The organism is Streptomyces sp. NPDC026500 (assembly GCF_055567635.1).
In genome coordinates this window covers 330136-353286 of sequence record NZ_JBVHQB010000009.1, presented here as the reverse complement: position 1 = coordinate 353286, position 23151 = coordinate 330136, and the positions used below count along the sequence as shown (strand labels likewise).

At 68.5% G+C, this 23151-nt stretch carries 20 protein-coding genes and 3 pseudogenes; 9 read left to right on the top strand and 14 right to left on the bottom strand.

What is annotated here, in order from left to right:
• The first annotated feature begins 147 nt into the window (after positions 1-147).
• On the top strand, positions 148-360 hold the full coding sequence (locus tag ACZ4N5_RS19395; protein WP_467758267.1) for a hypothetical protein: 213 nt from the start codon (positions 148-150) through the stop codon (positions 358-360).
• 290 nt (positions 361-650) lie between these two features.
• Complete coding sequence (tcmP, locus tag ACZ4N5_RS19390; RefSeq protein ID WP_467758266.1) at positions 651-1808, top strand: three-Cys-motif partner protein TcmP; 1158 nt, start codon at positions 651-653, stop codon at positions 1806-1808.
• A 36-nt stretch (positions 1809-1844) separates the two neighbouring features.
• Here the strand turns inward: tcmP and ACZ4N5_RS19385 are convergent, their stop codons facing one another.
• The gene (locus ACZ4N5_RS19385) at positions 1845-2591 is read right to left on the bottom strand and encodes a DUF5131 family protein (protein ID WP_467758284.1); all 747 of its coding nucleotides are present in this window, start codon (positions 2589-2591) and stop codon (positions 1845-1847) included.
• Positions 2592-3235: 644 nt separating this feature from the next.
• Between ACZ4N5_RS19385 and ACZ4N5_RS19380 the strand changes: the two genes are divergently transcribed.
• Positions 3236-3364 carry a hypothetical protein gene (locus ACZ4N5_RS19380; protein ID WP_467758265.1) on the top strand — a complete coding sequence of 43 codons (129 nt, stop codon included), beginning with the start codon at positions 3236-3238 and terminating at the stop codon, positions 3362-3364.
• 97 nt (positions 3365-3461) lie between these two features.
• Here the strand turns inward: ACZ4N5_RS19380 and ACZ4N5_RS19375 are convergent, their stop codons facing one another.
• The 5 genes from ACZ4N5_RS19375 to ACZ4N5_RS19355 form a co-directional block, all read right to left on the bottom strand.
• Complete coding sequence (locus ACZ4N5_RS19375) at positions 3462-3629, bottom strand: hypothetical protein (protein WP_467758264.1); 168 nt, start codon at positions 3627-3629, stop codon at positions 3462-3464.
• 520 nt (positions 3630-4149) lie between these two features.
• Positions 4150-4476: a hypothetical protein gene (locus ACZ4N5_RS19370; RefSeq protein ID WP_467758263.1), complete on the bottom strand. Its 327-nt coding sequence runs from the start codon at positions 4474-4476 to the stop codon at positions 4150-4152.
• The gene (locus tag ACZ4N5_RS19365; protein WP_467758262.1) at positions 4473-4661 is read right to left on the bottom strand and encodes a hypothetical protein; all 189 of its coding nucleotides are present in this window, start codon (positions 4659-4661) and stop codon (positions 4473-4475) included. The genes ACZ4N5_RS19370 and ACZ4N5_RS19365 overlap by 4 nt, the downstream gene beginning before the upstream one ends.
• Positions 4662-4936: 275 nt before the next feature.
• Complete coding sequence (locus ACZ4N5_RS19360; RefSeq protein WP_467758261.1) at positions 4937-5668, bottom strand: hypothetical protein; 732 nt, start codon at positions 5666-5668, stop codon at positions 4937-4939.
• Positions 5669-5673: 5 nt separating this feature from the next.
• Positions 5674-6594 (bottom strand): hypothetical protein, encoded by a 921-nt coding sequence (locus ACZ4N5_RS19355; protein WP_467758260.1) that lies wholly within the window; start codon positions 6592-6594, stop codon positions 5674-5676.
• Positions 6595-6796: 202 nt separating this feature from the next.
• Here ACZ4N5_RS19355 and ACZ4N5_RS19350 point away from each other — a divergent pair, with 202 nt between their 5' ends.
• The 3 genes from ACZ4N5_RS19350 to ACZ4N5_RS19340 all read left to right on the top strand — a co-directional run bounded on the left by ACZ4N5_RS19350 (position 6797) and on the right by ACZ4N5_RS19340 (position 12421).
• On the top strand, positions 6797-9853 hold the full coding sequence (locus ACZ4N5_RS19350) for a Tn3 family transposase (RefSeq protein WP_467758259.1): 3057 nt from the start codon (positions 6797-6799) through the stop codon (positions 9851-9853).
• A gap of 305 nt (positions 9854-10158) precedes the next feature.
• Positions 10159-11091 (top strand): hypothetical protein, encoded by a 933-nt coding sequence (locus ACZ4N5_RS19345; protein WP_467758258.1) that lies wholly within the window; start codon positions 10159-10161, stop codon positions 11089-11091.
• Positions 11092-11503: 412 nt separating this feature from the next.
• Positions 11504-12421, top strand: a complete 918-nt coding sequence (locus tag ACZ4N5_RS19340; RefSeq protein WP_467758283.1) for an NADP-dependent oxidoreductase — start codon at positions 11504-11506, stop codon at positions 12419-12421.
• Positions 12422-12480: 59 nt separating this feature from the next.
• Here ACZ4N5_RS19340 and ACZ4N5_RS19335 read toward each other — a convergent pair.
• From ACZ4N5_RS19335 to ACZ4N5_RS19325, 3 genes and pseudogenes are all read right to left on the bottom strand, one after another.
• Positions 12481-13146 (bottom strand): annotated as a pseudogene (locus ACZ4N5_RS19335) (protein kinase domain-containing protein); the annotation flags it as partial.
• A 128-nt stretch (positions 13147-13274) separates the two neighbouring features.
• Positions 13275-14063 carry a protein-L-isoaspartate O-methyltransferase family protein gene (locus ACZ4N5_RS19330; protein ID WP_467758257.1) on the bottom strand — a complete coding sequence of 263 codons (789 nt, stop codon included), beginning with the start codon at positions 14061-14063 and terminating at the stop codon, positions 13275-13277.
• Positions 14064-14175: 112 nt separating this feature from the next.
• Positions 14176-14667, bottom strand: a pseudogene (locus tag ACZ4N5_RS19325) (ATP-dependent DNA ligase); the annotation flags it as partial.
• A gap of 260 nt (positions 14668-14927) precedes the next feature.
• Here ACZ4N5_RS19325 and ACZ4N5_RS19320 point away from each other — a divergent pair.
• The gene (locus ACZ4N5_RS19320; protein ID WP_466313526.1) at positions 14928-16160 is read left to right on the top strand and encodes a PP2C family protein-serine/threonine phosphatase; all 1233 of its coding nucleotides are present in this window, start codon (positions 14928-14930) and stop codon (positions 16158-16160) included.
• A gap of 266 nt (positions 16161-16426) precedes the next feature.
• Here the strand turns inward: ACZ4N5_RS19320 and ACZ4N5_RS19315 are convergent, their stop codons facing one another.
• Entirely contained in the window at positions 16427-16759 is a 333-nt protein-coding gene (locus tag ACZ4N5_RS19315; RefSeq protein WP_406369749.1) for a DUF6233 domain-containing protein, read from the bottom strand.
• 46 nt (positions 16760-16805) lie between these two features.
• Here ACZ4N5_RS19315 and ACZ4N5_RS19310 point away from each other — a divergent pair, with 46 nt between their 5' ends.
• Entirely contained in the window at positions 16806-17030 is a 225-nt protein-coding gene (locus ACZ4N5_RS19310) for a LexA family protein (RefSeq protein ID WP_467758256.1), read from the top strand.
• Positions 17031-17607: 577 nt separating this feature from the next.
• Here ACZ4N5_RS19310 and ACZ4N5_RS19305 read toward each other — a convergent pair.
• The 3 genes and pseudogenes from ACZ4N5_RS19305 to ACZ4N5_RS19295 all read right to left on the bottom strand — a co-directional run.
• Positions 17608-18146, bottom strand: a pseudogene (locus ACZ4N5_RS19305) (leucine zipper domain-containing protein); the annotation flags it as partial.
• Between the two features lie 393 nt (positions 18147-18539).
• On the bottom strand, positions 18540-18737 hold the full coding sequence (locus ACZ4N5_RS19300) for a hypothetical protein (protein WP_467758255.1): 198 nt from the start codon (positions 18735-18737) through the stop codon (positions 18540-18542).
• Between the two features lie 549 nt (positions 18738-19286).
• On the bottom strand, positions 19287-20240 hold the full coding sequence (locus tag ACZ4N5_RS19295; protein WP_467758282.1) for an ROK family protein: 954 nt from the start codon (positions 20238-20240) through the stop codon (positions 19287-19289).
• 237 nt (positions 20241-20477) lie between these two features.
• Here ACZ4N5_RS19295 and ACZ4N5_RS19290 point away from each other — a divergent pair, with 237 nt between their 5' ends.
• Positions 20478-21560, top strand: a complete 1083-nt coding sequence (locus ACZ4N5_RS19290; protein ID WP_467758254.1) for a LacI family DNA-binding transcriptional regulator — start codon at positions 20478-20480, stop codon at positions 21558-21560.
• 160 nt (positions 21561-21720) lie between these two features.
• Here the strand turns inward: ACZ4N5_RS19290 and ACZ4N5_RS19285 are convergent, their stop codons facing one another.
• Entirely contained in the window at positions 21721-23025 is a 1305-nt protein-coding gene (locus ACZ4N5_RS19285) for a DUF6986 family protein (protein WP_467758253.1), read from the bottom strand.
• Between the last annotated feature and the right edge of the window lie 126 nt (positions 23026-23151).

The following is a 23151-nucleotide window of genomic DNA, read 5'->3' as shown; positions in this document are numbered from 1 at the left end:
TATCCGTCCGGCAAAATATGGCCGGTTTTCGACTCCACCCAAGCGGCCTGCATGGGGCATAACCGAGTCCCGTCGGCTGCGACTGCCAGGCGAGGTACGTTCCGGCGCCGGACCCGCTCCTGCCACCGGCTGACCATCCCCTGTCAGGTGAAGAACCACACCCTGCGCATCCGAGTCGACGAAACCCCGGAGGACCGGGAGATCGACCCCTCGACCAAGCGGCAGCGCTTCAACCGCACCTCACCGAGAGCACAGCCCTCGCAGAGTTCACCGCAGTCCCTGCGCAACGAACAGCGCCGTCAGCAGCAGCTGGACCAATTCGCCGAACAGGCGTCTCCCGTCACCCAGCTGCCTGCCTGAGCATCATCGTCGCCGGACCAACGCCGGGTGGTGGGTTCGGGCAACGCGGGCCAAGTCATCGACCCCTTTCGGCAGTGACGCGAACACCTCGCGCCCTGACGGCATCCGCGTCACTCGTAGGGAGTAGGGGCGGAACCGAGTCCTGCTCCCGTGGCCTCTCAAGTCACGTGCGAGCGCCCGGCGGCGACGCGTGCGTGAGGCGTCTGGCGTGATGGGCCCCTTGTCGAGCGTGGGCCGGTGACTCACTATGCGTTACGGCAGGTAGTTGACTGGTAACAGGGTGGGGGATCATGTCGACGGGGACGGGTGGGACCTACTGGCAGGGCAAGGCGCTGCCCAGCGTGTTCAAGCACGACCTGCTACGCCGCTACATCCCGCCCTTCGGCGGCATGACGGGCACGCAGGCTCAGGACAGGCGTGTGGTGTACCTGGACGGCTACGCCGGCGAAGGCCGGTACGAGAACGGCGAACCGGGCTCGGCAGAGATCGCGCTGCGGGTCGCCTCCTACTACCAGTCACGCGGATTGAACCTGTCGTGCTTCTTCGTGGAACAGCAGGCCAGGTCGTTCGAGCGATTGCAACAGGTCCTGCGCGGCTACCAGGCCCGCGGGGTTGACGCCCGCGCGCACCACGGCGAGGTCAACGACGTCCTGGACGACGTGGTACAGCGTGCCATGGGCGTGCCCCTGTTCCTTTTCCTGGATCCGTGCGGGCTGTGCCTGCCCATGGACCGGCTTGTCGACGTACTGGCACAGCGCCGGCCACAGCGACGTCCGGCGACCGAGCTGCTGATGAACTTCAGCATGATGGCGGTGCGCCGCCTGGGAGGCCACGTCCGCTCTCCCAAGGGCAACGAGAAAAGCCTGGAGCGCTTCGACGCAGTCTGCGGGGGCCGCTGGTGGCGGGAGTACTTCACCGGCGGAAGCGCCGAAGAGGACGCGGCGGAGGCCGTGGCTGCCGAGTATGCCCGGCGCCTCAAACAGCGCACCGGTATGTTCGTGCACTTCGTTCCGGTGGCCAAACATCCCACGTGGAAGCCGGTCTACTACCTCGTCTTCGCCACTCGCAGCCCGTATGGCCTGTGGGTGTTCGGCGACGCGGTCGCCCGTGCCCGGAGCGAATGGTGGAAGACACTGGAGCTGCAGGAAGAGCAGGAGGACCCGGACGCTCTGTTCTCCACGGCATCAATTCTGCGCCCGGACCCGGCCGTGGTGGAGAAGGAAGCGGTTCCGGTCATAGCGGCCAACCTGGAGCGGCTGCTGCAGAGCGGCCGCGCCGTCAAACTTGTCGATCACACGCTGGAACTGTTCGGGCAGTACTACGGGCAGGTCACCGAACCCGCGGCCCGCAAAGCGGTCAAGTACCTTCACGGTGAGGGCAAGACACCCAGTACGGGCATCGGCGGCGACAAGACCCGCGAGCTGATCGTGCAGCCGCCGACTGCCTGAACTCGCGCCAGGCCACCACCGGCGACCCGCGCAGGATCACACTGCGACTGGCAGCGGCATCTCATCCCACGTACGGCCCTCCAGCAGGCGGCCGGAGGCCTTCGGCGTACGCCCACCCCACTGCTTGAAGAAGAATGCGACGCCAGCATCCTGGCAGGTGTCACGGATGTGGGTGATCCACTCCTCTTCCACCAGCCGAAAGCGGGGGCCGGACTCGCCGCCGGCGATCACCCAGTGCACGTCTGCCAGGTCCAGGCCGTCCAACCGTCCGAGCAGCGGCTCGCAGGACAAGAAGCGGACCGCGGCCGGAACCTGCCGCAGGTCGTCGACGCGCGGCAGCTCCTTGACGGACTCGACCGACACCCCCATCCACAGGTTGTCCGGCCACTCCAGCCGGTCCGCGACCTGCCGCAGACGTCGTGCCCGCTTGGTGAGCACCTGGTAAGTGTGCTGCGGAGTCTCCGCGATCACATCGAAGACACGACGCACGTAGTCGAGCGGCACCCGTGCGTGGAACAAGTCGCTCATGGAATTCACAAAGACGGTGCGCGGGCTCTTCCACCCGTACGGCACGCGCAGCGCGTCCGGATGCACCGTCAGCCCGAACCCGGGCCCGGAAGTTCGCGCGTCACCGTCGGCCTGATACTTCGGCGACCCCATCGCCTTCAGCCGCTTCGCCAGCGTCAGCGCATAGCAGTTGTCGCACCCTTCGGAGACGCGGTCGCATCCCGTGGTCGGGTTCCACGTCGCCTCGGTCCACTCGATCGAACTGCGATCACTCACCGGTCGGCCCTCCATCCCCTCGAACCGAGCCTCATCTCCGACGGCGCAGCCGCGGCCCGCTGTAACCCCAACGAACCGCCGCACCACCGGATACCGGCATCCAACCATCCGACGCCCGTACCGTACTCACTACCCCAAAAATGAAACATATGTTCCCTTCCTTGTGATGGCCTGTGTGCTGCAAGCCCGCCCTCCCCTGGATGCTGGGCCCGCCACCTCCCGACCCAGTCCCCCACCCCGTTCACGCCGGGGAGCGAAGCACCGACAGCCCCGGCTCCAACACCGTGGCCGTCGGTCCGGAATCCCGTCCGGCTCGCTTCGTACGGGCCCGACCCGGGGCGACAGCAAACTGCACTCTCTGCATGCTTCCTACTCGGCCACTGGGTACGCGGACGGCCTGCGCGAGCGGGTCGGGGAGTCGGGGCGTGTCCTTGTTTCGATGGGCTGGTGGTCCATCGGGTCCCTTTGCCGCCCGGTCATCATCCGGATGCGTACGCCGGAAGGAAGGGGAGCAGCGGGGGCGTGCGTGTTCCGCCCGGACGCCGGGGGCAGCCCTTACTTTTCGCTATGAGCTCGTAACACGATCTTGTTCAAGTGCCCTGGTCGGGCGTGACCGATGTGATGATTCGGTCGTTCGGGATGGTGTGAGCACTCGGCCGTGGATCGTGGACGACGACTTGTGGGCGCTGATCGAGCCGCTCCTGCCGCCCTGGCCGGAGCGGGCGCCGGTGGCGGGGTCGGTCCACTGCGTGGCCGGTGCCAGCCACAACTGACCGCGCCACCGCTCAAGCTGGGGCGCGCTCACGGTGATGTCGCACTTACCGACCTCCGCGATCAGAGCGCGTTCCAGAGCAGACGGTGCTGTACGGGTCATGATCCGCTCCTGGTGCCGGTAATGACGCTGTAGACCGCGGCTGCCGTCGCCACGGCGCTCGCCCACGCCTGGCTCTGCGCAGCCGCCGCGCCGTCGCCGATCACGAGGAGCAGCACGGGAAGACCAGGCCGGTTGGCCGGCCCGGGTCCAGGCAGATTGCCCATGGACGGAGTCCTTTCAACGATGCGAGGTGCCGGCACACCGGCGGCACAGACCGGTCAGGAAGACTCGGCCTGCACCCCCATCTCGCCGCACCGCACAGAGCGACCCGGGAAAAACCTCGCGGGGAACAACCCTGTCGTACCGGCTTCGTGGGAGCTGGGGCTTCGCCGTTTCGCCGATGGACCTGCCCGCCATGTGGTGAGAGGGCAGGATCGAGGGAGAGCGCCCGTCGCTGGAGGGCGCGTGCCGAAGCCGACGAAGAAGCGCGGGGTGCGGATCCCGTGGGTCACCGACGCTCGCGGGCTACGACCGGTCCGAGATCGACCGCCAACCGGAGCCGCGGTACGTGGCCCCGCTGAAGTGCTGCGGGTGCGGGGCCCGGGTGAGTGCCCGGCACGACAACGCTGATGATCCGGACAGTCGCACCTCCCACTACGTCAAGATCGACCCTCAGACGCCGACGAGCCGCAGGTGGAACCCGCTGTCGGCTCGCTTCCCTCCAGGAGCCCTCCACGCGGCGGGTCAGAGGGGATAGAAGGTGGTGATGCGGTAGGGGAGCAAGTTGTGCTGGATGTTGAATCCCATGACCCATTTCTCGGCGAGGTCGTCCACGACGATCAGCCTCGGGTCGGTGCGAGCGGTGGGCCTGTGCAGTGCCATGGCTACGGGCACTGGGCACTCTCCGAATGCAGATTCGGCGAAGAAGGCCCTGGCTGTCACCAGACGTCCGACGAGTGCACCGGTTGCGTGGTATTCGGCAGCCACGTGCTGGAGGAGTCCTTCCAGCTCGATCACCACGGTCCGGTGGCGTGGTCGCGTCTCGCGTGCAGGTGCCTGCTGGGTCGTCATGGAGCCTCGATGGTTGGGAGCGGAATGCCGTAGCGCATCCAGGAGCGCATGGCGGCTGCTGTGTGGATTCGGCCGGTTCCCGTGGCGCGGGGTCCGTCGAAGGCCCAGCCCGTTACCTCCAGGAAGCTGCCGTGACCCGTGCGGATATTGAGTTCCAGGTTGAGGAAGACCGGTCGCTTGGACACGCTGAACCCCTGCCAGGCGCGGTTCCATCGGAACAGTCCGCCAAGCCGCGGATCGCTCCATGCCTGGAGCCGGTCCGACGTATGGGCGAGTCTGCAGTCCAGAAGCCACAGGTCTGCATGTGCTTCCCGACCAGTGACTTCCGCAGGTGGAAGCCACCTGGACTGGATTTCGGCCCGAAGGCCTCCGGATAGCAGGCAGTCGGCTCTGCGGTTGCCCAAAGAGATCTCTGTGGCCACTCCCCAGCCCTTGATTTCCTTGTGCCAGACGGATTCGGTCACAGGGCGGCCGCGTACTGCAGGAGTTCGGCGTCTTCGTCGTCCAGGCCCAGGGCCGGTGGTCCGACTTCGTTGATGTAGTCGGCGAGGTTGAAGATCCCTGGGAGGTTGTCGATACCGATGACGAGCCGGTCGTAGCGCTTGAACAGGGCGAGGATGCGGTCGGCGCGGGCTCGGTGTTCCTTGGCTCCCCGGGCGGATTCCTTGGCTGTGCGGTCGAGACGATCAGCTTCTCTCAGATCGCGCTCAGCGAGGGGAGGGAGGATTTCCATGATGCGGTCGAGGTCCTCCAAGACGCATTGCTGGGCAGTCTTCTCCGTCAGCTCGCCGCCCTCTCCGATGAGGACCTTGGCGACGACGCGTTCATCGTCGCTTCCCTCATTCGCGGAACCTGTCATCGCGCTGCCGGGCGACTCTGTCCGGCCAGCACCGCATCCGTGCCCGGTTTCGATACCGGTGCCCTGTTCGGGGACGGTGGGCCCGGCGAGAGCAGCGAGACGGAGTTCCTTGCAGACCTTCTTGAACGACGTGGTGCACATCGACTTGACTGCTCGGTCGAGGATCGGGCGGTACTCGGGTGAGAGCGCTTTGAATTTCGAGCGGACGACCGTGTGCATCCGGGCGAGTTGCTCGGCTTCGCTCCCGCCCTGGGAGATACAGCGGAGGGCCTCGCGATCGAGGACATCACGCACGGCGTTGGGATAGCGGCCGGCGGCGTGGGGAATCGGCACGTGCTTCACCTTCCGGAGAGGAGTCGGATGGGACGGGGACGCTTTTCCAGCACGCGGTCGGCCCAGGAGAGGACCGAGGCGCGGATGGATTCGACGGACTGCCACACGTCCGGATCATCGACGTCGGCGAAGTCCTCGGGGCCGAGCAGGAGGATCTCTCTGCATTTGTGTGCCAGGTCGAAGTAGCGGATCGTCCAGTCGGCGCGAGGGTCGCGATCGGCGGCGCCGATCAGTTCGTCCAGCAGGGCGTCGTCGGGGCCGGCGGTCGGGCGCATCTGTTCGCGTACGTACCGCGCGACATCCCGGTCCTGGAGGACCTCTCGCACCATTGGCTCTTGCAGAACAGCGAGGACAGCCTCAGGCGATTTGGTCAGCTCTGTAACCACGGCCTTCCGGACGTCTTCGCGGTTGAGTTGAGCGACGATGTCTCCCGGCTCGCCCCTACCGCTGCCTACCCCCTCTGCCAGGCCGACAGCTCGCGCGTACTCCCCCGCGTCAAGCACGGCCGGCCACCCCGCTCGTTCGGCGCTCGCGAGCCTTCCGAGGAGCAGCCCGACACGACGCGCCTGTTCTGCAGGGTCGGTGACACACGCGGTGACCACGCACGTCCACGGCACGTGGACGGCAGACGCCGTGAGACGCTCCCGCAGCTGCATACCCGCTTGTTGGGTTACACGCCGGTAGCGGTCAAGGGTGGCGCTGGCGTAGCCGAGTTGGCCGGCCAAGGGCTCCAGAGGGTGGGACTCCGCTGCACCGGTGCCCGACAGGCCGACGATTTCGGCACAGATGTCACCGAGCCCGAAACGGGCCTCCAACTGCATCCGTGATGCCTGCAAGTCCTGTTCCGCGAACGATCTCGCACGTCTGAGTTGCTCGTCGGTGTAACCGGGGTCCGTGGCTCCCGGCTCGATCCACATGTGCTCCATGGCCGAGGACCGTAGATGCGCGCAAGGACCGACCCGGGCGCACTCCACCCCAATAGCGGACCCCCGGACACGCTCGGGCTTCAAGATCACGAAAAGTTGAGTTAGGGCGAATCTCCCCCGAAGTGCGGTTTGACCCCGGCCGACCGAGGGTCCGAGTCTTCCTCCTCGTGGTTGTCCGATCGTCAGAGGAGAGACAGTGGACATGCCGGAGGAACGGCCCCGGGAAAGCGCCGGGTTTCCGTGGCTGGCACACGGGATTCCGGACGCCGACTGGGACCATCTGGTCCTGAGCGAGAAGGATCACCGGCTGATCCGCACCAAACGGGGAGAACACAACCGGCTGGGGTACGCAGTGCAGTTGACCGTGGTGCGCTACCAGGGGCGCTTCGAGACCGACATCGACAGGATCCCCGACGACGTGGTCCTGCGCGTGGCTGACCAACTCGATACACCGGATCCCCTACCTGCGATCAGGCAGTACGGAGGTAACCAGGAGACCGTCTGGGCTCACCGCCGGGAGATCTCGGAGAAGGACGGGTGGACGGCGTTCGCGACCGCCGAGCCCCGACTCGTGGAGCAGCTGGAGACCTGGCTGGAGACCTCCACGGATGGCACCAAAGCACTAACCCTTCAGGCGGTTGCCTGGCTGCACAGACAGAAAGTGCTTCTGCCCACCTACGCGGCGCTGCACGAACTGGTGGTGAGCGTTCACAACAGAGCCGAGGACGCCCTCCTGCACGCGCTCTACAGAAAGTTGACGCCCAGCCAGACCGACACCATCAGTTCACTGCTGCAGGTGCCGAAGGGCGCGACCCAGTCGACGCTGGCCAGGCTTCGCCGCGGTGTCGGAGCACCCACGGCGGCGAACTTCGAACGGGCTCTCGACCGCGTGGACGAAATCGATTCTCTGGGCTTCGCCAGCGTGGACGTCTCAGATGTGTTTCCGCGCAAGCTGACGTGGCTGGCACGGCGCGCCATGACCAAGCGTGTAGACCGTCTCAAGGGGCAGCACGGGGTACGGGCCGCAGTCCTGGCAGCCGTGAAAAGCCTCGAGCGGACTGCCCTCGACGACGCGATCGACGTCCTCGACAAGCTGATCACCGAACGTCTCATCGTCAAGCCCAAGAGATGGGCCGACAAGGCGCTCGCGGAGAAGTTCCCGCAGTTCGGCCCAGACGGAGTGTTGGCCGCGGAAGCTCTTGTCGCTGTCCTTGGTCTGGTTGAGGAACTCGTTGATCCCCAGACCGGCGAGATCACCGATCCCGAGACGGACACCGCGTCGGTCAGGGCGGCGCTCGAGGCGGTCGCCGACCGGGACACCCTGGCGGCCGCAGCCAAGAACTTCCTGGAGCACATGCCGACCCGGGACTCCGACACCGACGAGGCCCGCCGCGCCAAGGCCGTAGAGCAGTACCCGGCCGTGCGCAAGATCGTCGCTACTCTGGTCGACAGAGTGCCCCTCGACGCCACTCGGACAGGCCAGCCGGCCCTGACCGCTCTTCGTGCACTTCCGCAGCTGCTGGACCTTAAGGACGCGACACTCCAGGACATCGACATCCGGCTGCTCAAGGGCTCGTGGGGAAAACTCGTGCGAACCAGCCCCTCGCAGACCGAAGGCCCGGTGAACCTGCAGGCGTACGCCGTGTGCGTCCTGGAGACGTTTCATCAGCAACTGTGCAAGCGGGAGATCTACGTCCGCGGCTGCACCCGGTGGGGCGACCTCCGCGCCGCCCTGCTGACCGACGACGCCTGGGCTCAGACACGTTCTGGCACTCTTTCCGTCCTCAACCTTCCCGGCTCCCCCGACGCCTACCTCCAACAGGCCCGAGAGAACCTGCATGCGGATCTCACACGGGTCGCCTCCCGCCTGCCAGAAGGCAGCCACGTTGTCCTCGCCAACGGAAATCTGCACCTTCTGAAGAGCCCGGCCTCCCGCACATCACCATTGAGCAGGCGCGTAGACGAGATGCTCCCGACGGTGCAACTGCCCGACGTTCTGCTCAACGTCCTCAACCGCACCGGAACGGCCGCCTTCACCACAGTCCAGGGCGGCACATCCCCGCACACGGAGTTCCAGCTGTCCCTGGCCGCCGTCATGGTGGGAGTCGGCTGCAACCTTGGACTGGCAGCTGTCGCAGGCGACAAGGCCGCCCTCGATGCCACGCACCTCGACATGATCAGCCGGAACTACTTCCACCCCGAGACCATCGAAGCATTCAACAAGATCATGCAAACCGAACAGGCCGCCCTCCTGGGCAGCACGCTGAGCGACAGCATGCAGCTCGCATCCGTGGACGGCCACCGCTTCACCCTGACCAACGGAACGGCCAAGCTGCCCATCGCGCCGAAAGGCTCGACAGAAATCACGTGGTTGACCGTGCTCACGGAGCAGGCCATCCAACTGTCGGGGCGCCTGGTCAGCGGCAGACCAAGCGTCGCACTGGAGGCACTCGACAGCCTCATCAGCCACCAGCGCAATTCCTCAACGTCCATCCCCGGGCATCCCCACGCCATCGTGGCCGAAGCCGGAAAGCACGAAGACCTCGTCTTCGGGCTCCTGTCCCTGTGCGGCTACTCCTACCAGCCCACCTCGAGTCAGATGGCGGACACCAAGCTGTGGCGCATCGACACAGCAGCCGACTACGGCCCGCTCCAGGACGCCACACGCCGGCACGTCGACGTCGCCCTCATCGCCGAGAACTGGGACGACATCCTGCGAGTCGCCGGATCGATCCACCACGGAGTCGTGAGCGCGTACACCGCCCTGCAGATCCTCACCCGCAACGGCACGCCCACCAGGCTCGGCGCAGCCATCGTCGCCATCGGACGCATCGCGAAATCCCGCCACCTGCTCAGCCTCTACGACAATCCTGACTACCGGCACGGCATCGAAGCCCAAAGCCGACTCCACACGGATCGCAATCAGTTGGCCAGGCGCGTCTTCCACGGGATCGACGGTCCCCAGCCCGAATATCAGCCCGGACTGGAAGACCAGCTCGGTGTTCTCGGCCTTGTGCTGAACATCGTGGCCCACTTCAACACGATCTACATCGTCAAGATCGTCGAAAAGCTGCGCAGCCAGGGCAAGGCAGTCTCTGACAGCGAGATCCGGCAGCTCTCCCTGCTCCGGTACCGCCACATCAACTTGCGCGGCCGATTCCATTTCGAGGTACCAGCCGAGAGCACCTTCGACATCGCCGACCCGCAGCCGGACTCCGCCATCACGGCAGCCATCAGACCGAAGCCCAAGAGCCGCTGACAGCGAGCCCCCTCGATCAAGGGCGGTACCTCCCCTGAGGTATCGCCCTCACTCATGCGCCGCCACGATTTCGTCCATCAGCGGCATCGGGGCCGCCATCACGGCGTCAACCGCGCTACAAAGCGCCCACAAACCTTCTCACCAGCACGCATGGAAGGAGCTCTTGACCAGCGGAAACTCTCCTTAACCCAAGTATTCGCGATCTTGGACGCCGAACGTCGCAGAGACAGAGAGCAGGGCTCACCGCCCTGATCAGCCCCACCCTGGAAGCTCCGTTCGTACGCAGCGAAGGCCTGCTGCATCAAATGGAACAAGCCCTCGCCCACGACCCCGAGTTCACCGATCACCCAGACGCCCAGGCGCTGTATGAAGCCGTCCAAAGACGGCGCCAGCAGTCGGCCAGCACGGCAGCACCCCAGGAGGGGATGCCGGGAAAACTCTTGGAAGGCCGCCCAGCGCTCGCCGCACTCTTCCGCACTGACGGCGGCTCCGACCCACACGATCTCGACCTGCTCGAGCAGCGAGCACACGAAATCACCAAGGGATACACCCCCACGGGCAACGCCCGGGTCGACACGCACCTACTAACGCTGCTCGAAATCATGAAGACCAGCCCCGCCTGGAAGCCCAGCGACAGCCACTACTTCACCACGCTCCTCGAGCACTTCCTGCGCTTCCTCTACGACCGGTTCGACGCCCAGGCCAACCTCTACGGCGACCGCACCGCCTACCTCGGACCGCCACGTAAGAACGCCGAGGACGTCGAGATCCCCTGGAACGAGAAGCACCTTCAGGACGACTTCCATCAGCACCTCTCCCCTCTCTTCCCGCCCGGCAGCGTCGAGAGGGAAAGGTCGGATGTGGCCAGCGGTCGCGCAGATGTGATCTTCACTCCGCAGCTCGGCAGCCGGTTCGTAGCGGAAATCAAGTGGCGCACGTCGCGATGGAAGTCCCAGGACGTCATTCGGCGGGACTACCTCGCCCAGGCCGCGAACTACACCGCCACCGGACCGCCTTTCGCCTTCCTGCTCGTCGGCGACGCCAGCGACCACTCCGCAGGCCACCGCGAGATCGAAGACAGCATCTGGGTGTTCAGTCACGCCCGCAGTACCACGGAGATCCCGCGCCTGATCGTGACAGGCGTCCTTCCGACCGCACGCAAGACCCCATACGCCCTACGCATACAGCGCCCGACCGGCACACGGAGCAGGCAGCGACGTAGCAGCCCGCCCAACTGACTTCAGGGCCCAGTTCACACGGTGCGCCAGCACACCTGCCGAACCTCTGCTGCGAATCTCCCGCTCGCTACGGCCGGTGGACCGCGCTGCGGATGGCCGTATCGACGCTGCGGTCGTCCGCCAGTTCCTGGAGGTGGTGAGCTCCGTCCATTTGATGGTGTCCCGTGGCGTCCATCGACTCACCGCCTTCAACGTGCTGAAGTGGCCCAAGGTTTCGCCATGAAAATGGACCATACCCCTGGGCTGCTCCGCTCCTAAGGTCGGAGACATGACGACGAGCGAATAGCAGTCCGGCCGACGCTGTCCAGATCGGCCGGCCGCGTCCTAACAGCCCGCCGAGGGGATATCGAACAGGCTTTCCATCCCTGCAACGTTTCCACCAAAGCGGCAAATGACCGAGGAGGCAATTCCCATGAAAGCGATCGTGGTGACGGACCAGGCTGCGGGAACGGCCGGAATGACGCTGGTGGAGCGGCCCGAGCCGCAGGCATCGATCAACGACGTCATCGTTCAAATTCATGCATCGGGCTTCGTCCCGACCGAGATGGAGTGGCCATCGACCTGGACCGATCGCGCCGGCCGTGAGAGGACACCGTCGATCCCCGGCCACGAGCTGGCCGGAGTGGTCACCGCCCTCGGCTACGGCACGACGGGGCTGTCGATCGGGCAGCGGGTGTTCGGCCTCGCCGACTGGCACCGCGACGGCACCCTTGCGGAGTACGTCGCGATCGAAGCACGCAACCTCGCACCGCTGCCCGGCGACGTCGACTTCACCGTAGGCGCGTCCCTGCCAATCTCAGGTCTGACCGCGTGGCAGGGGCTGTTCCAGCACGGCCGCCTTCAGGCTGGCCAGACCGTCCTCGCCCATGGCGCAGCCGGGGCAGTCGGGACGATGGTCACCCAGCTCGCACGTGAGGCCGGCGCTTACGTCATCGGCACCGGACGCGCCGCCGACCGTGAGAAAGCACTCGCCTTCGGTGCGCATGAGTTCGTCGACCTCGAGAACGACGCGCTGAAAGACGTCGGCGACGTCGATCTGGTCTTCGATGTCATCGGTGGCGACGTCCAGAAGCGGTCCGCTGCCCTGATCAAGACCGGAGGAACGCTGGTGTCCATCGTCGGCCCGGTCGAGGCGCGACCCGCTGAGGGCCTGGCGGTGGACTTCGTTGTCGAGGCCGATCGTGCCGAACTGGGTGAGATCGTGCAGCGGGTGCGGGACGGACGACTGCGGACGAACATCGGTGACGTCTCGACCCTCGACGATGCCGTCGCCGCCCTCAACCCGACCGAGCGACGCAAGGGGAAGACGATCATCCGCGTTCATCCGTGAGGACTCGGGGACAGCGACCGGCGCGGGAAATGCGGAGCGGGTCAACGAGTCCTACTAGCGTCGGGGGCGGCAGACATCACCCGGGCTGCGACCGCGTCCGGGGCGCCGGTGCCGATCGGCAGCCGTCCGGTGGCGGCGTAGGCGAGCAGCGCTCCCCAGGCGAAGACGTCCCCGGCCGGCCCCGTAGGGCCGGTGCGGTAGCCCTCGGGGCTGATCCAGCCCGCGGTGCCGGTCATCACTCCGGTCCGGGTGACCGACGTGCCGTCCAGGGCGTGGTCGATTCCGAAGTCCAAGCACCCTCGGCCCGTCGGGGGCCAGGATGACGTTCCCCGGCTTCACATCGCGGTGCACCACCCCGGCCGCGTGGACGGCCGCCAGCGCGGCCGCGGTCCCGACCGCCAGCGCGTACAACCGGGCCCCGGACAGCGGGCCGTGCGCAGCGATGTGCCCGCCGAGCGTAAGGCCAGGCACGTACGGGGTGGCCAGCCAGGGATCGGGCGCGCCGGGGTCTGCGGCGAGCAGCGGCACCAGACAGGGCCCCGTGACCCGGCGGGACAGCTCGACTTCCCGTTTGAACCGGGCCCGGAACTCCTCGTCGCCGGCCTGTGCCGGGTGGACGCCTTGACCGCCACCCGCCGCCCGCCGGGATCCAGGACAGCCCCTGGGCCGCGCGCACCTTCTGGTTCGACGCGGCTTCCAGTGCCCCGGACGATGAGTCGGCGCAGCGTGACCCGCCGGGCATAGGTCAGGACTGGCAGGAGCCTCGATCGGGGTCGCGGGCTGGGCAGCGTCGAACGTCGTCACAGGGTGGCTGACCACCGGCCGCGGGAGAGAGTGGTCTCGCCGTCGGGGGTTATCGTGACTGTGGCGCCGTAGACGGGCAGTTCGCCCACGGTGTTGAGGCGGTCACGGATCTCCTCCAGCAGGTCCCACAGACGGCGCGGGCCGCCCTGGTGGACCATCGGTGACTGGCGTGGGCCGTCCGCGCAGGCCCGTGCCCAGGAGCCGTCGGGGTGCGCCATCCAGACGGTGCGTTCTCCGTTGTCGCCGCACTGGGTGCGGTGTTCAATACCGGGGCCGCAAGTTCCAGCATCGAGTGCACCGCCCAGGAGTCCGGTACGTACAGCAGTGGATACCGGCTGATCATCACGTCGTCGCCGTCGCCGTCCGATGCCTCCCACACCCCGGCCCCCGGGGTGGTGTCGTCGAAGTCGTCGCCGTGACGGGTACTCATGAACGAGGCCCCGTCATAGGCGATGTGCCCGCGGGCGCCACCGTCCGGTGTCTTGTCGGCGACGAGGATCAGCCCGGTGCCGGTGATGGTGGTGACCAGCCGCCCGCCGGGGCGCAGCGCGTGAAGCCAGGCGGCGGGGACGGGCCGGACCGACACGGTGGAGACCATGCGGTCGAACCGGCCGGGAAGGGGCGCCTGGGTGAGATCGCAGACAGAAGTGTGCGGGTGCAGTCCGATGACGGCCAGCCGGCCGGCCGCGGCCTCCACGAGGTAGGGGTCGACGTCCACACTCGTCACCAGCTCGGCGCCGAGCCGGTGGCAGGCCAGGGCAGTGCCGTATCCGATGCCGGTCGTCACCAGCGTGTGGCAACCGTCGCCGAGCAGCGCGTGCCGGTACATGGTCACCATCAGGGTGGGCAGGGTCGAGGACGAGGGCTTGGGCCGCCGGAGTCCGGCCGGTCGCCCCGATGACCACCGCTTCGGTGGTGTGGCGCAGGCGCCACACCACCCAACCCGAAGCCAGGCCCGCCGCGTACCGCCCGTCGGCCCTCTTGCACACCAGACCCTCCACCCCGCCCAGTGCACCGACCCAGTCCAGGGCCTGCTCGTGGTTCTCGGTCGCCGGTACCGCGCGCAGCGTGGGCGGTCCTTGCTCGAGGAGGTGCAGCAGTTCGGCACGGCGTTCGGTGTACGGGCGCTGGCGCCAGTCCTGCTCGCCGACTGCGAGGACGTCGAAGAGCGCGACTTGGACAGTGAAGTCGGCGCCGGTTCGAGGACCGCGGCTGCCGGTCCGGCTCTGCAGCCGGTCGAAGGCAACCCCGGATCCGTCCTTGAGGACCGCGACCAGCTCGCCGTCCAGGACGGCGTCCGGCAGGCTCGACGCAGCGCGCGCGATATCGCTGAACGGGCGGGACAGATCAGTGCCGTGGCGGCTCCACACCCGCCCGGTCGCGGTGTGAATCTGGCAGCGCCATCCGTCGTTCTCCAGCCTTTGCCATGTCTCATGAGCCATGGACCCCTTGATATGGACTGGGGCACCTGTGAGCGTCTCGGCTTTGCTGTCCAACAGCGGGGCAGAGGCGGCCACCCCTTCGTCGAGTTCGCGACTGGAGCATTCGCGACGGCCGCGTCAGCGAGTGGACGCCAGGAAACAAACTCACTTCCTTGAACACATAACGCAATTATCTGCACTTATTGTTACTTTTCATGTGTTGGCGCTCGCCGTGGTGATTCTCTTGCTGGTAGGCGGGGCGGGCGGAAGGAACTGCGGTCGTGAGTGGTGGGCAGAGTGGACTTCCCCGGTTGCTGACGGCAGCGGAGACAGCGGCGCCGGTGGAGGCGGTGGACGTGATCGCGGAGGACCTGCGGCGGCGTTTCGAGGCCACGAAGGTCTCATTCCTCATCGTCGACCTGACGGGCAAGGCGGTGGCACGGCTGTCGACCGCCCCGGCAGACGGGCGGGAGGCGGAGCGGATCCCTTTGTTCGGCAGTGTCTACGAGGAGGTGATCCGTACCCAGCGGCTGTATCAGGAGGCGACCGGTCAGGGTCAGCGGGTGATCGTGCCGGTCACCAACCGGGGGGATGCGATCGGGCTGCTGGAACTGCTCCTGCCTGCCGCCCCCGGCGAGGACATCCTTGATGAGGTCGGGGAAGCCGCCCATGTCCTGGCCTACATCGTGATCGCCAACGGGCGTTTCACTGACTTCTACACCTGGGGGAAACGCTCCAGGCCGCCCACCCTCGCGGCAGAGATCCAGTACCAGCTGCTCCCCCTGTCACTGTCGTGCGAGGCCGCGCAGTTCACCCTGTGCGGGAGCCTGGAGCCGTCCGAAAACCTCAGCGGCGACACCTTCGACTACACCCTGGACCGGGACGCGCTGCACGTGTCGGTGACCGATCCCATGGGCCACGACATCGACGCCGCCCTCGCCGCCACGGTCCTGGTGAGTGCCCTGCGCGGCGCCCGCCGCGCTGGAGCCGACCTGGCCGAACAGGCCCACCGCGCCGACCAGGCCCTGGTCGAGCACGGCCAAGGGCACGCCACGGGGCAACTGCTGCGCATCAATCTCCGCACCGGGCGGGCCCAGCTCGTCAACGCGGGACACCCCTGGCCACTGCGCATGCGCGAGGGCGCTGTGGAGGTGATCACCTGCGAAGTGGACCATCCCTTCGGGCTGTCCGAGTTCGCGACCCTCCCCTACCGCGTTCAGGACCTCGATCTGCGCCATGGTGACCGTCTGCTCATGTTCACCGACGGCATGGTCGAACGGCACGGGGAGCAGGTCGACCTGCCCGCCCTGCTGGAGCGCACCCGGGGCCTGCACCCGCGGGAGACCGCGTTGATGCTGACGTCCGCAGTCCGTGACGCTGCCGGCGGCCGGCTCGAAGACGATGCCACCGTGATGTGCCTGGACTGGCACGGCCCCCAGGAGACCCAACGACACGTCAGCTCCGGCGCGGACGCCCAACAAGCCTCAGCCGGCCGCACAAAGCAGCAGCCGTGACCACAGTGCTCTCCTGGACAGTGCCGGGCTGCCGCTGAGTGGCACGCGTCGCGCCTCTTCCTGGAAGCCCGACTTGCCGCCCTTCCCCGGCCGCTGCGGGCGGACCCGAATGAGACATCACGAGGTGTCTGGAGAACCATCGAACTTGATCTCGTACCACCAGCCGCTTCCCACCGGAAGGCGCGGCACCGCCTCGGCGAGCGCGACATCCACCGGAAACTCCATGTCATCACCATGATCCGCACGGCCGGTGGCCGCCCGGCGGGCTACTCCAGCACGCCGAGCTCCGTGTCCGGCCGGCAGTGCGTGCACGCGGGCACTCCCTCGGCGAGTGCCTGGCGTGCCTGGTCGCGGGAGGCGTTCCTGCTGCGCTTCCCCTTCATGTGGCAGTGGCCGAGGTGTACGTAGACGGGCCGACCGCCGTTGAGGCCGTGCTCGATCATCCAGTCGGGCTGCGGTGGCCGGGCCTGCCGTCCGTGCTCGCGTTCCGCTTCGCCCTGCTCGGCCGCGGCGATCGCCTGGTCGAGGCGGTCCACCCAGAGGGCGTGCCAGGTCCGTAGGGTGCGGAGTCTGGGCAGGTCGGGTGGCAGGTCGTGCATGCGTCCAGCTTGCGCCACAAATCGAACACGCGCTCTAATTTGGTGTATGGCCAGACACAGGGTCGACTACCTCACCGACGTCCAAGAGCACATCCTCCGCACCATCCGCGAATCCATCGTCGACCGCGGCGAAGCACCCACGGTCGTCGAGATCGGCGCGGCGGTCGGAATGACCAGCCGCAGCTCAGTGCACTATCAGCTCCGTGAATTGGAGACGAAAGGCGCCATCATCCGAGAGCCGCGTCGGCCGCGCGGGATCCGGCTGACGTGACCGACGCAGCCGAGCGGTTCCACCTCACCCTGACCCTCCGCGACAAGAGCGTGCTGCACGGCTGATGGGGGAGCGAGGCGGCGGCCCGCGACCAGATCCCTGCCTGGATCGGCACCTGGGGCGTACCCGGCGCCCACATCTCCCTCGCGGATGAGGAGACCGGGATCCTGCTCACGGAGTGGCCGAGCGACGACCGATTGGTGAGTGCGCCCAGGCTTCCGGGCCACCGCCGCGCCACTCGATGAGCGTCGACGCCTCCACCCATGCCGGGTCCGGGTCGGGCAACCCCGCCCGCCGCAGGAACTCGGCGCCGCAGAGGGGAGTGCGACCTGCGACAACTCGGTGATCGGTGCGGCCTCCCCAGTCGGTTTCTGCTGTCCGGCCGAATTGCTCAGCTAAGTCGTGGGTCGCCACGGGAGGCGTCTTCGGTTTCAGATTGCAGTGTTCGGCTGCGGCAGGTCGCGCTTTCACGCTGTGCTGTGGGCCTGGGCGATACCCGGCTGGAACCTGTAATGCTGTCGGAGGCCGAGCGGCTGACGCTTCAAAACTGGGCCAGGCGCCGCTCGACCGCGCAGGGGGCGCATCCAGTGCCGGTCCTGTTGCGGCGCCCTGGGCCCCCCACAACTTTGTGGCCGCCGCCGTCGGGGATGCGGCCGAGTTTCTTGACGTCGATGTGGACCAGCTTGCCAGGTCGGCTGCGTTCGTAGCGGCGGACCGGCTCGCCGGTGGCCCGGTCGCAGGCAGCCAGGGCGGGCAGGTGGTGCCAGACGAGGATGCGGTGGGCCGCGGACGCGGCGACGCCGCTCCGAGCCGCCAGCTTCACCGGGCCGATCCGGTGCTCGCGTCGCAGCCGCACGACCTGCTGCTTGACCGCGGCAGACACCCGGCGCGGACTGGCGTGAGGCCTGCTGGAGCGTTCCTGCAGGCCGCCTCGCCGTGCCGCCGGTACCGATTCGCCCAGCGGGCGGCGGCGGTGGGGCTGACCTGGAAACCTTCTGCGGCCCGCCGCAACGGCCAGCTGCCCTCGACGACGCAGCGCGCCAGACGCAACCTGCCGGTCGGCGTCAGCGGGGCATTACGGTGGGAGACGAGGGCCTCCTGCGGTCGGGCGTAGATGTCGCAATCCACACCGACCCCAGAAGGCCCTCACCTGTTCAGCACCCAGCACGCGTGCCACCAACGTCCCGGGGCAGCACAGCCAGCGCCGGGGCTCGCTCCGTGCCTCCATGGGAGACGAATGGGAGAACGATCTTGCCCACCAGGGCTAAGTAAAGCTAACTGAAGCTAACTCAGGCTAGGTTCCTGGAGGGCGTTCCAGCAGGAAAGCCGCTGACCAGCGACTTTCCAGGTTGAACCGTTGATCCAGACGATCACGATTCCCCCTCTTCTGTTGGCCCCCTGAGGCTTGCCCGCTCCACCCTGCCACGGAAACCAGCCGCTGATGAGGGGCGCCGACAACGCGGCGCCGGTGCCCCCGTGGTGGGTGCACCGGCATCGCGCGGCGATCCTTCAGCTCTTCTGGCCGCCGAGGGCGCCCTCGTCGACCGCCAGGTTGTCGCTGCCGACCGTGTGATCGACGGTGCTGAGCGTGTCGTTGACGTTCAGATCGTTCAGGGCGTCCCCGCTCAGGGCGTGGGACGGCGTGATCGCCGCGACGACGAATCCGGTGGCGAGGGAGGCGATGGCGAGCATGCTGCGCTTCTTCATGCCCGGTTCAACTACGGAGGGCGGACGGAGTCACGGGTGGATCGGACACCTTCATCCGGCCCGTCGCGCTGGCTGCCCGGCACTCCGGGCACCCAGCGCGACGGGCACACCCGGCACCGGGTGCGGGTGAGACCGACTCGGACGCGACCGACTCGGAGCACGCGGACCGGCCGAACCCACATCAGCTGAACCGGGCGAACCCGGAACCGGCCGGACGCGGAGCTTCGCTGCTGAAGCCGACGCTTCGTGGTGCTGCGCGCCGGGACCCGCCCCGGTCAGACGTCGGCTGCGGGCCGGAACCACCAGTCAGCCACCGGCCTGGCACACCAGGTCAGACGCGGGGCCGCAGGCCGGAACCACCGGCCGAACAGGCACAGCCCGGGACCACCACGCCCAGACACCGACCACGCCCCCTGAATCACCGATCGGACACCGGCCGCCGGTCGGGACCACCAAGTCCAACCCGGGCCGCCCGGAACCGCCGGTCGGACACGGGCCGCGAGTGGGCGCCAGACGGTCGGACTCGGGCCGTGAGGCGGCGCCAGCCGGTCAGACGCGGGCCGCGGGCGCTTGCGGCTTCCGGGTGAGCGCCGCCGCGGCCGCGCCGACCAGGCCGGCGTCCGTGCCCATCAGCGCGGGCGTCACGGTCAGCCGCTGGACGAACGACAGCGTCGCGTAGTCGGCCAGCGCGCGGCGCAGCGGTGCGAAGAGCACCTCGCCCGCCTTGCCCACTCCCCCGCCGATCACGGCGATGTCGATCTCGACCAGGGTCGCGGTCGCCGCGATGCCCGCCGCGAGGGCCTGCGCGGCCCGTTCGAAGGAGGCCACGGCGACCGGGTCACCCGCGCGGGCCGCCTCGGCGACCGCCGCGGCCGAGGTGTCGCCGTCGGGTCCGGGCTGCCAGCCGCCCTCCAGCGCGCGACGGGCGATGTTCGGGCCGCTGGCGATGCGCTCGACACAGCCCCGCGAGCCGCAGGGGCAGGGATCGCCGTCCAGGTCGACGCTGATGTGTCCGATGTGGCCGGCGTTTCCGGTGGGACCGGCGTGCAACCGTCCGTTCAGGACCAGCCCGCCGCCCACCCCGGTGGACACCACCATGCACAGCGCGTTGTCGTGACCCCGAGCAGCGCCCTGCCAGTGCTCGGCCGCCGTGATCGCCACCCCGTCGCCGATCAGCTCGACGGGCAGTCCGCCCGCGGCCTTGGCGGCCCGCTCGACCAGCGGGTAGCCGCGCCAGCCGGGCACGTTCACCGGGCTCACGGTGCCGGCGGAGGCGTCCACCGGGCCCGCGCTGCCGATACCGAGGGCTCCGGCCCTGCTCCACAGCGGGGAGACCGTCAGCTCGCCGATGACGTCCTCGACGGCGCGCATCACGGTGTCGCCGTCCTCCCGCGCGGGCGTCGCGCGCTGCGCGCGCAGGAGAATCCGGCCGTGGCCGTCCACCAGCGCTCCGGCGATCTTGGTGCCGCCGATGTCGAGCGCGGCCACGAGGTCGGTGTGCATCAGAGTCAGGTCTCCCATGGGGTGTCGTGACGGGCCCGCCGCGCCGCGGGCCCGGGTCCCCGGCCGGGAACGGGGCAGGATCGGGCCCTGTCGTACGCCGCGCGGAGGGCGGCGGCGGACCACGGGGACCGTGCGCCCTGGGGAAGGCGCAGGCCGGAGATTGCGGTGGACAGTGTCTCCCGCATCTGACAACGTTGTCCAGGCTCTATGCTCGTCGCCACATCCTCATACAACCCCATGGACCTACGCATCCCCGTGGACGACAGGACAGGACAGCACATCGTGGCCGAGACCGCCCGCCGATCCGAGAACCGCTACGGAAACCGTCCGACCATGAAGGACGTGGCGGCGCGTGCGGGAGTCGGTCTGAAGACGGTCTCCCGCGTGGTCAACGCCGAGCCCGGGGTCACCCCGGACACCGAGCGGCGTGTCCAGGAGGCCATCGAGGCGCTGGGCTTCCGTCGCAACGACAGTGCCCGGGTGCTGCGCAAGGGCCGTACCGCGAGCATCGGGCTGGTCCTGGAGGACCTCGCGGACCCGTTCTACGGGCCGCTGAGCCGCGCGGTCGAGGAGGTGGCCCGCGCACACGGAGCCCTGCTGATCAACGGTTCCAGCGCGGAGGACCCGGACCGCGAACAGGAACTGGTCCTCGCGCTCTGCGCGCGCCGCGTGGACGGGCTGGTCGTGATCCCGGCCGGCGACGACCACCGCTATCTGGAACCGGAGATAAGGGCGGGCATCGCCACGGTCTTCGTGGACCGCCCGGCCGGGAGGATCGACGCCGACGTCGTCCTGTCGGACAGCTTCGGCGGAGCCCGGGACGGTGTCGCCCACCTCATCGCGCACGGCCACCGCCGGATCGGCTTCATCGGCGACATGCCGCGCATCCACACCGCCGCCGAGCGGCTGCGCGGCTACCGGGCCGCCATGGAGGACGCAGGGATACCGGTCGAGGACAGCTGGATGTCGCTGGGGGTCACCGATCCGCAGCGGGTGCGCAAGGCGGCCGAGGACATGCTCTCCGGCCCCTCGCCCGTCACCGCGGTCTTCGCGGGCAACAACCGGGTCACCGTGACCGTCGTCCGTGTCATCGCCGAGCGCCGCCGCCCCGTCGCCCTCGTCGGCTTCGACGACATCGAGCTCGCCGACCTCCTGGAACCGGGCGTCACCGTCGTCGCCCAGGACGCCGCCGCCCTCGGCCGCACCGCCGCGGAACGCCTCTTCCGCCAGCTCGACGGCAACCTCATCGCTCCGGAGCGCATCGAACTCCCGACCCGGCTGATCACCCGGGGTTCCGGAGAACTGCCGCCGGCGCGCTGAGCCATCACGGCACCGGCGTCCGCCCGCTCGGGCGCCGGGTCTCGCCGAGGCTCCGCGCACCCGTCCGCGGGGCTGTCCCGGCGGCCCGGCCCAACCAGTGCGCCCCGCGCGGCGCCGACTGGCCGCCGTCCCGCCCGCCTGCCCGGCGCGGCGGCCCGCGCTACCGGCCCGAAACCGTCAGATCCCCTCGCCGCGGTGCCGCGAAGGCCTCCAGTTCGGGTCGGGTCAGGCCCGTCGCGCGGGCGACTTCCGGGATGTCCAGGGCGCCGCAGTCCAGGCCGCGCAGCAGATAGCCGCTGAGGGCCTTGGCGGTGGCGGGTTCGTCCATCACGTCTCCGGACGCGTGGCCGGCGTAGCGGGAGAGGCGGGCGGCGGCCTGCTCGAAGCCCTCGCGGTAGAAGGCGAAGACGGCCGCGTAGCGGGTCGGGAGGTGGCCGGGGTGCATGTCCCAGCCCTGGTAGTAGGCGCGGGCCAGGGCGCGGCGGGTGAGGCCGTAGTGGAGGCGCCAGGCGTCGTGGACCTTCTCGGTGGGGCCGACGGGCAGGACGTTGGTGGAGCCGTCCGAGAGGCGTACGCCGGTACCGGCGGCGGCGACCTGCATGATCGCCTTGGCGTGGTCGGCGGCCGGGTGGTCGCTCGACTGGTAGGCCGCGGAGACGCCGAGGCAGGCGCTGTAGTCGAAGGTTCCGTAGTGCAGTCCGGTGGCGCGGCCCTCGGCGGCCTGGATCATGCGGGCGACGGTGGCGGTGCCGTCCGTGGCGAGGATGGACTGGCTGGTCTCGATCTGGATCTCGAAGCCGATCCGGCCGGGCTCCAGGCCACGCGCCTTCTCGAACTCCTCAAGGAGCCGGACCATGGCGGACACCTGTTCCGCGTACGTCACCTTGGGCAGCGTGAGGACGAGCCCGTCGGGCAGACCGCCCGCCTCCATGAGGCCCGTCAGGAAGATGTCGAGGGTACGGATGCCCCGGTCGCGGACCGGCGCCTCCATGCACTTCATGCGGATGCCCATGTACGGGGCCGCGGTGCCGTTCTCGTACGCCTCGGCGATCAGCCGGGCCGCGCGGGCCGCCGCCACGTCCTCCTCGGCGTCCGGGCGCGGGCCGTAGCCGTCCTCGAAGTCGACGCGCAGGTCCTCGACGGGTTCGCGCTCCAGCTTGGCCCGTACACGGTCGTACACGGGCCCGGCGAGTTCGTCCGTGAGGCCGAGGACCGCGGCGAAGGACGCGGCGTCCGGGGCGTGTTCGTCGAGGGCGGCGAGGGCGCGGTCACCCCAGGTGCGGATGGTGTCGGCGGCGAACGCGTCTCCGGGGACGTACACGGTGTGGACGGGCTGCCGGGTGCCCGGGTCGCCCGGGTAGCGGCGTTCCAGTTCGGCGTCGACGGGGGCGAGAGAGGTGCTGATCGCTTCGGTGACGGCGCCCGCGAGGCTCGTCGCCACCTTCTCCTGCTGACCCTGACCCATCCCACACCCTCCTGTTTTCCGCAGTGCGGAATCAACAATCCGTAGAACGAAGTTATCCGGCGAGCTTCCCGCGGGTCAACACCCTCTTGGATCGCGGGACACTCCGCTGGGCCCCACTCTCTCGCT

Excerpts from the sequence above, each read along its gene's own strand:
- ACZ4N5_RS19350 (WP_467758259.1), top strand. The coding sequence starts at position 6,797 with ATGCCGGAGGAACGGCCCCGGGAAAGCGCCGGGTTTCCGTGGCTGGCA.
- ACZ4N5_RS19310 (WP_467758256.1), top strand. The coding sequence starts at position 16,806 with ATGGCCAGACACAGGGTCGACTACCTCACCGACGTCCAAGAGCACATC.
- ACZ4N5_RS19345 (WP_467758258.1), top strand. The coding sequence starts at position 10,159 with ATGGAACAAGCCCTCGCCCACGACCCCGAGTTCACCGATCACCCAGAC.
- tcmP (WP_467758266.1), top strand. The coding sequence starts at position 651 with ATGTCGACGGGGACGGGTGGGACCTACTGGCAGGGCAAGGCGCTGCCC.
- ACZ4N5_RS19375 (WP_467758264.1), bottom strand. The coding sequence starts at position 3,629 with ATGGGCAATCTGCCTGGACCCGGGCCGGCCAACCGGCCTGGTCTTCCC.
- ACZ4N5_RS19285 (WP_467758253.1), bottom strand. The coding sequence starts at position 23,025 with ATGGGTCAGGGTCAGCAGGAGAAGGTGGCGACGAGCCTCGCGGGCGCC.
- ACZ4N5_RS19370 (WP_467758263.1), bottom strand. The coding sequence starts at position 4,476 with ATGACGACCCAGCAGGCACCTGCACGCGAGACGCGACCACGCCACCGG.
- ACZ4N5_RS19290 (WP_467758254.1), top strand. The coding sequence starts at position 20,478 with ATGGACCTACGCATCCCCGTGGACGACAGGACAGGACAGCACATCGTG.
- ACZ4N5_RS19355 (WP_467758260.1), bottom strand. The coding sequence starts at position 6,594 with ATGGAGCACATGTGGATCGAGCCGGGAGCCACGGACCCCGGTTACACC.
- ACZ4N5_RS19315 (WP_406369749.1), bottom strand. The coding sequence starts at position 16,759 with ATGCACGACCTGCCACCCGACCTGCCCAGACTCCGCACCCTACGGACC.
- ACZ4N5_RS19340 (WP_467758283.1), top strand. The coding sequence starts at position 11,504 with ATGAAAGCGATCGTGGTGACGGACCAGGCTGCGGGAACGGCCGGAATG.
- ACZ4N5_RS19300 (WP_467758255.1), bottom strand. The coding sequence starts at position 18,737 with ATGAAGAAGCGCAGCATGCTCGCCATCGCCTCCCTCGCCACCGGATTC.
- ACZ4N5_RS19295 (WP_467758282.1), bottom strand. The coding sequence starts at position 20,240 with ATGCACACCGACCTCGTGGCCGCGCTCGACATCGGCGGCACCAAGATC.
- ACZ4N5_RS19330 (WP_467758257.1), bottom strand. The coding sequence starts at position 14,063 with ATGGTGACCATGTACCGGCACGCGCTGCTCGGCGACGGTTGCCACACG.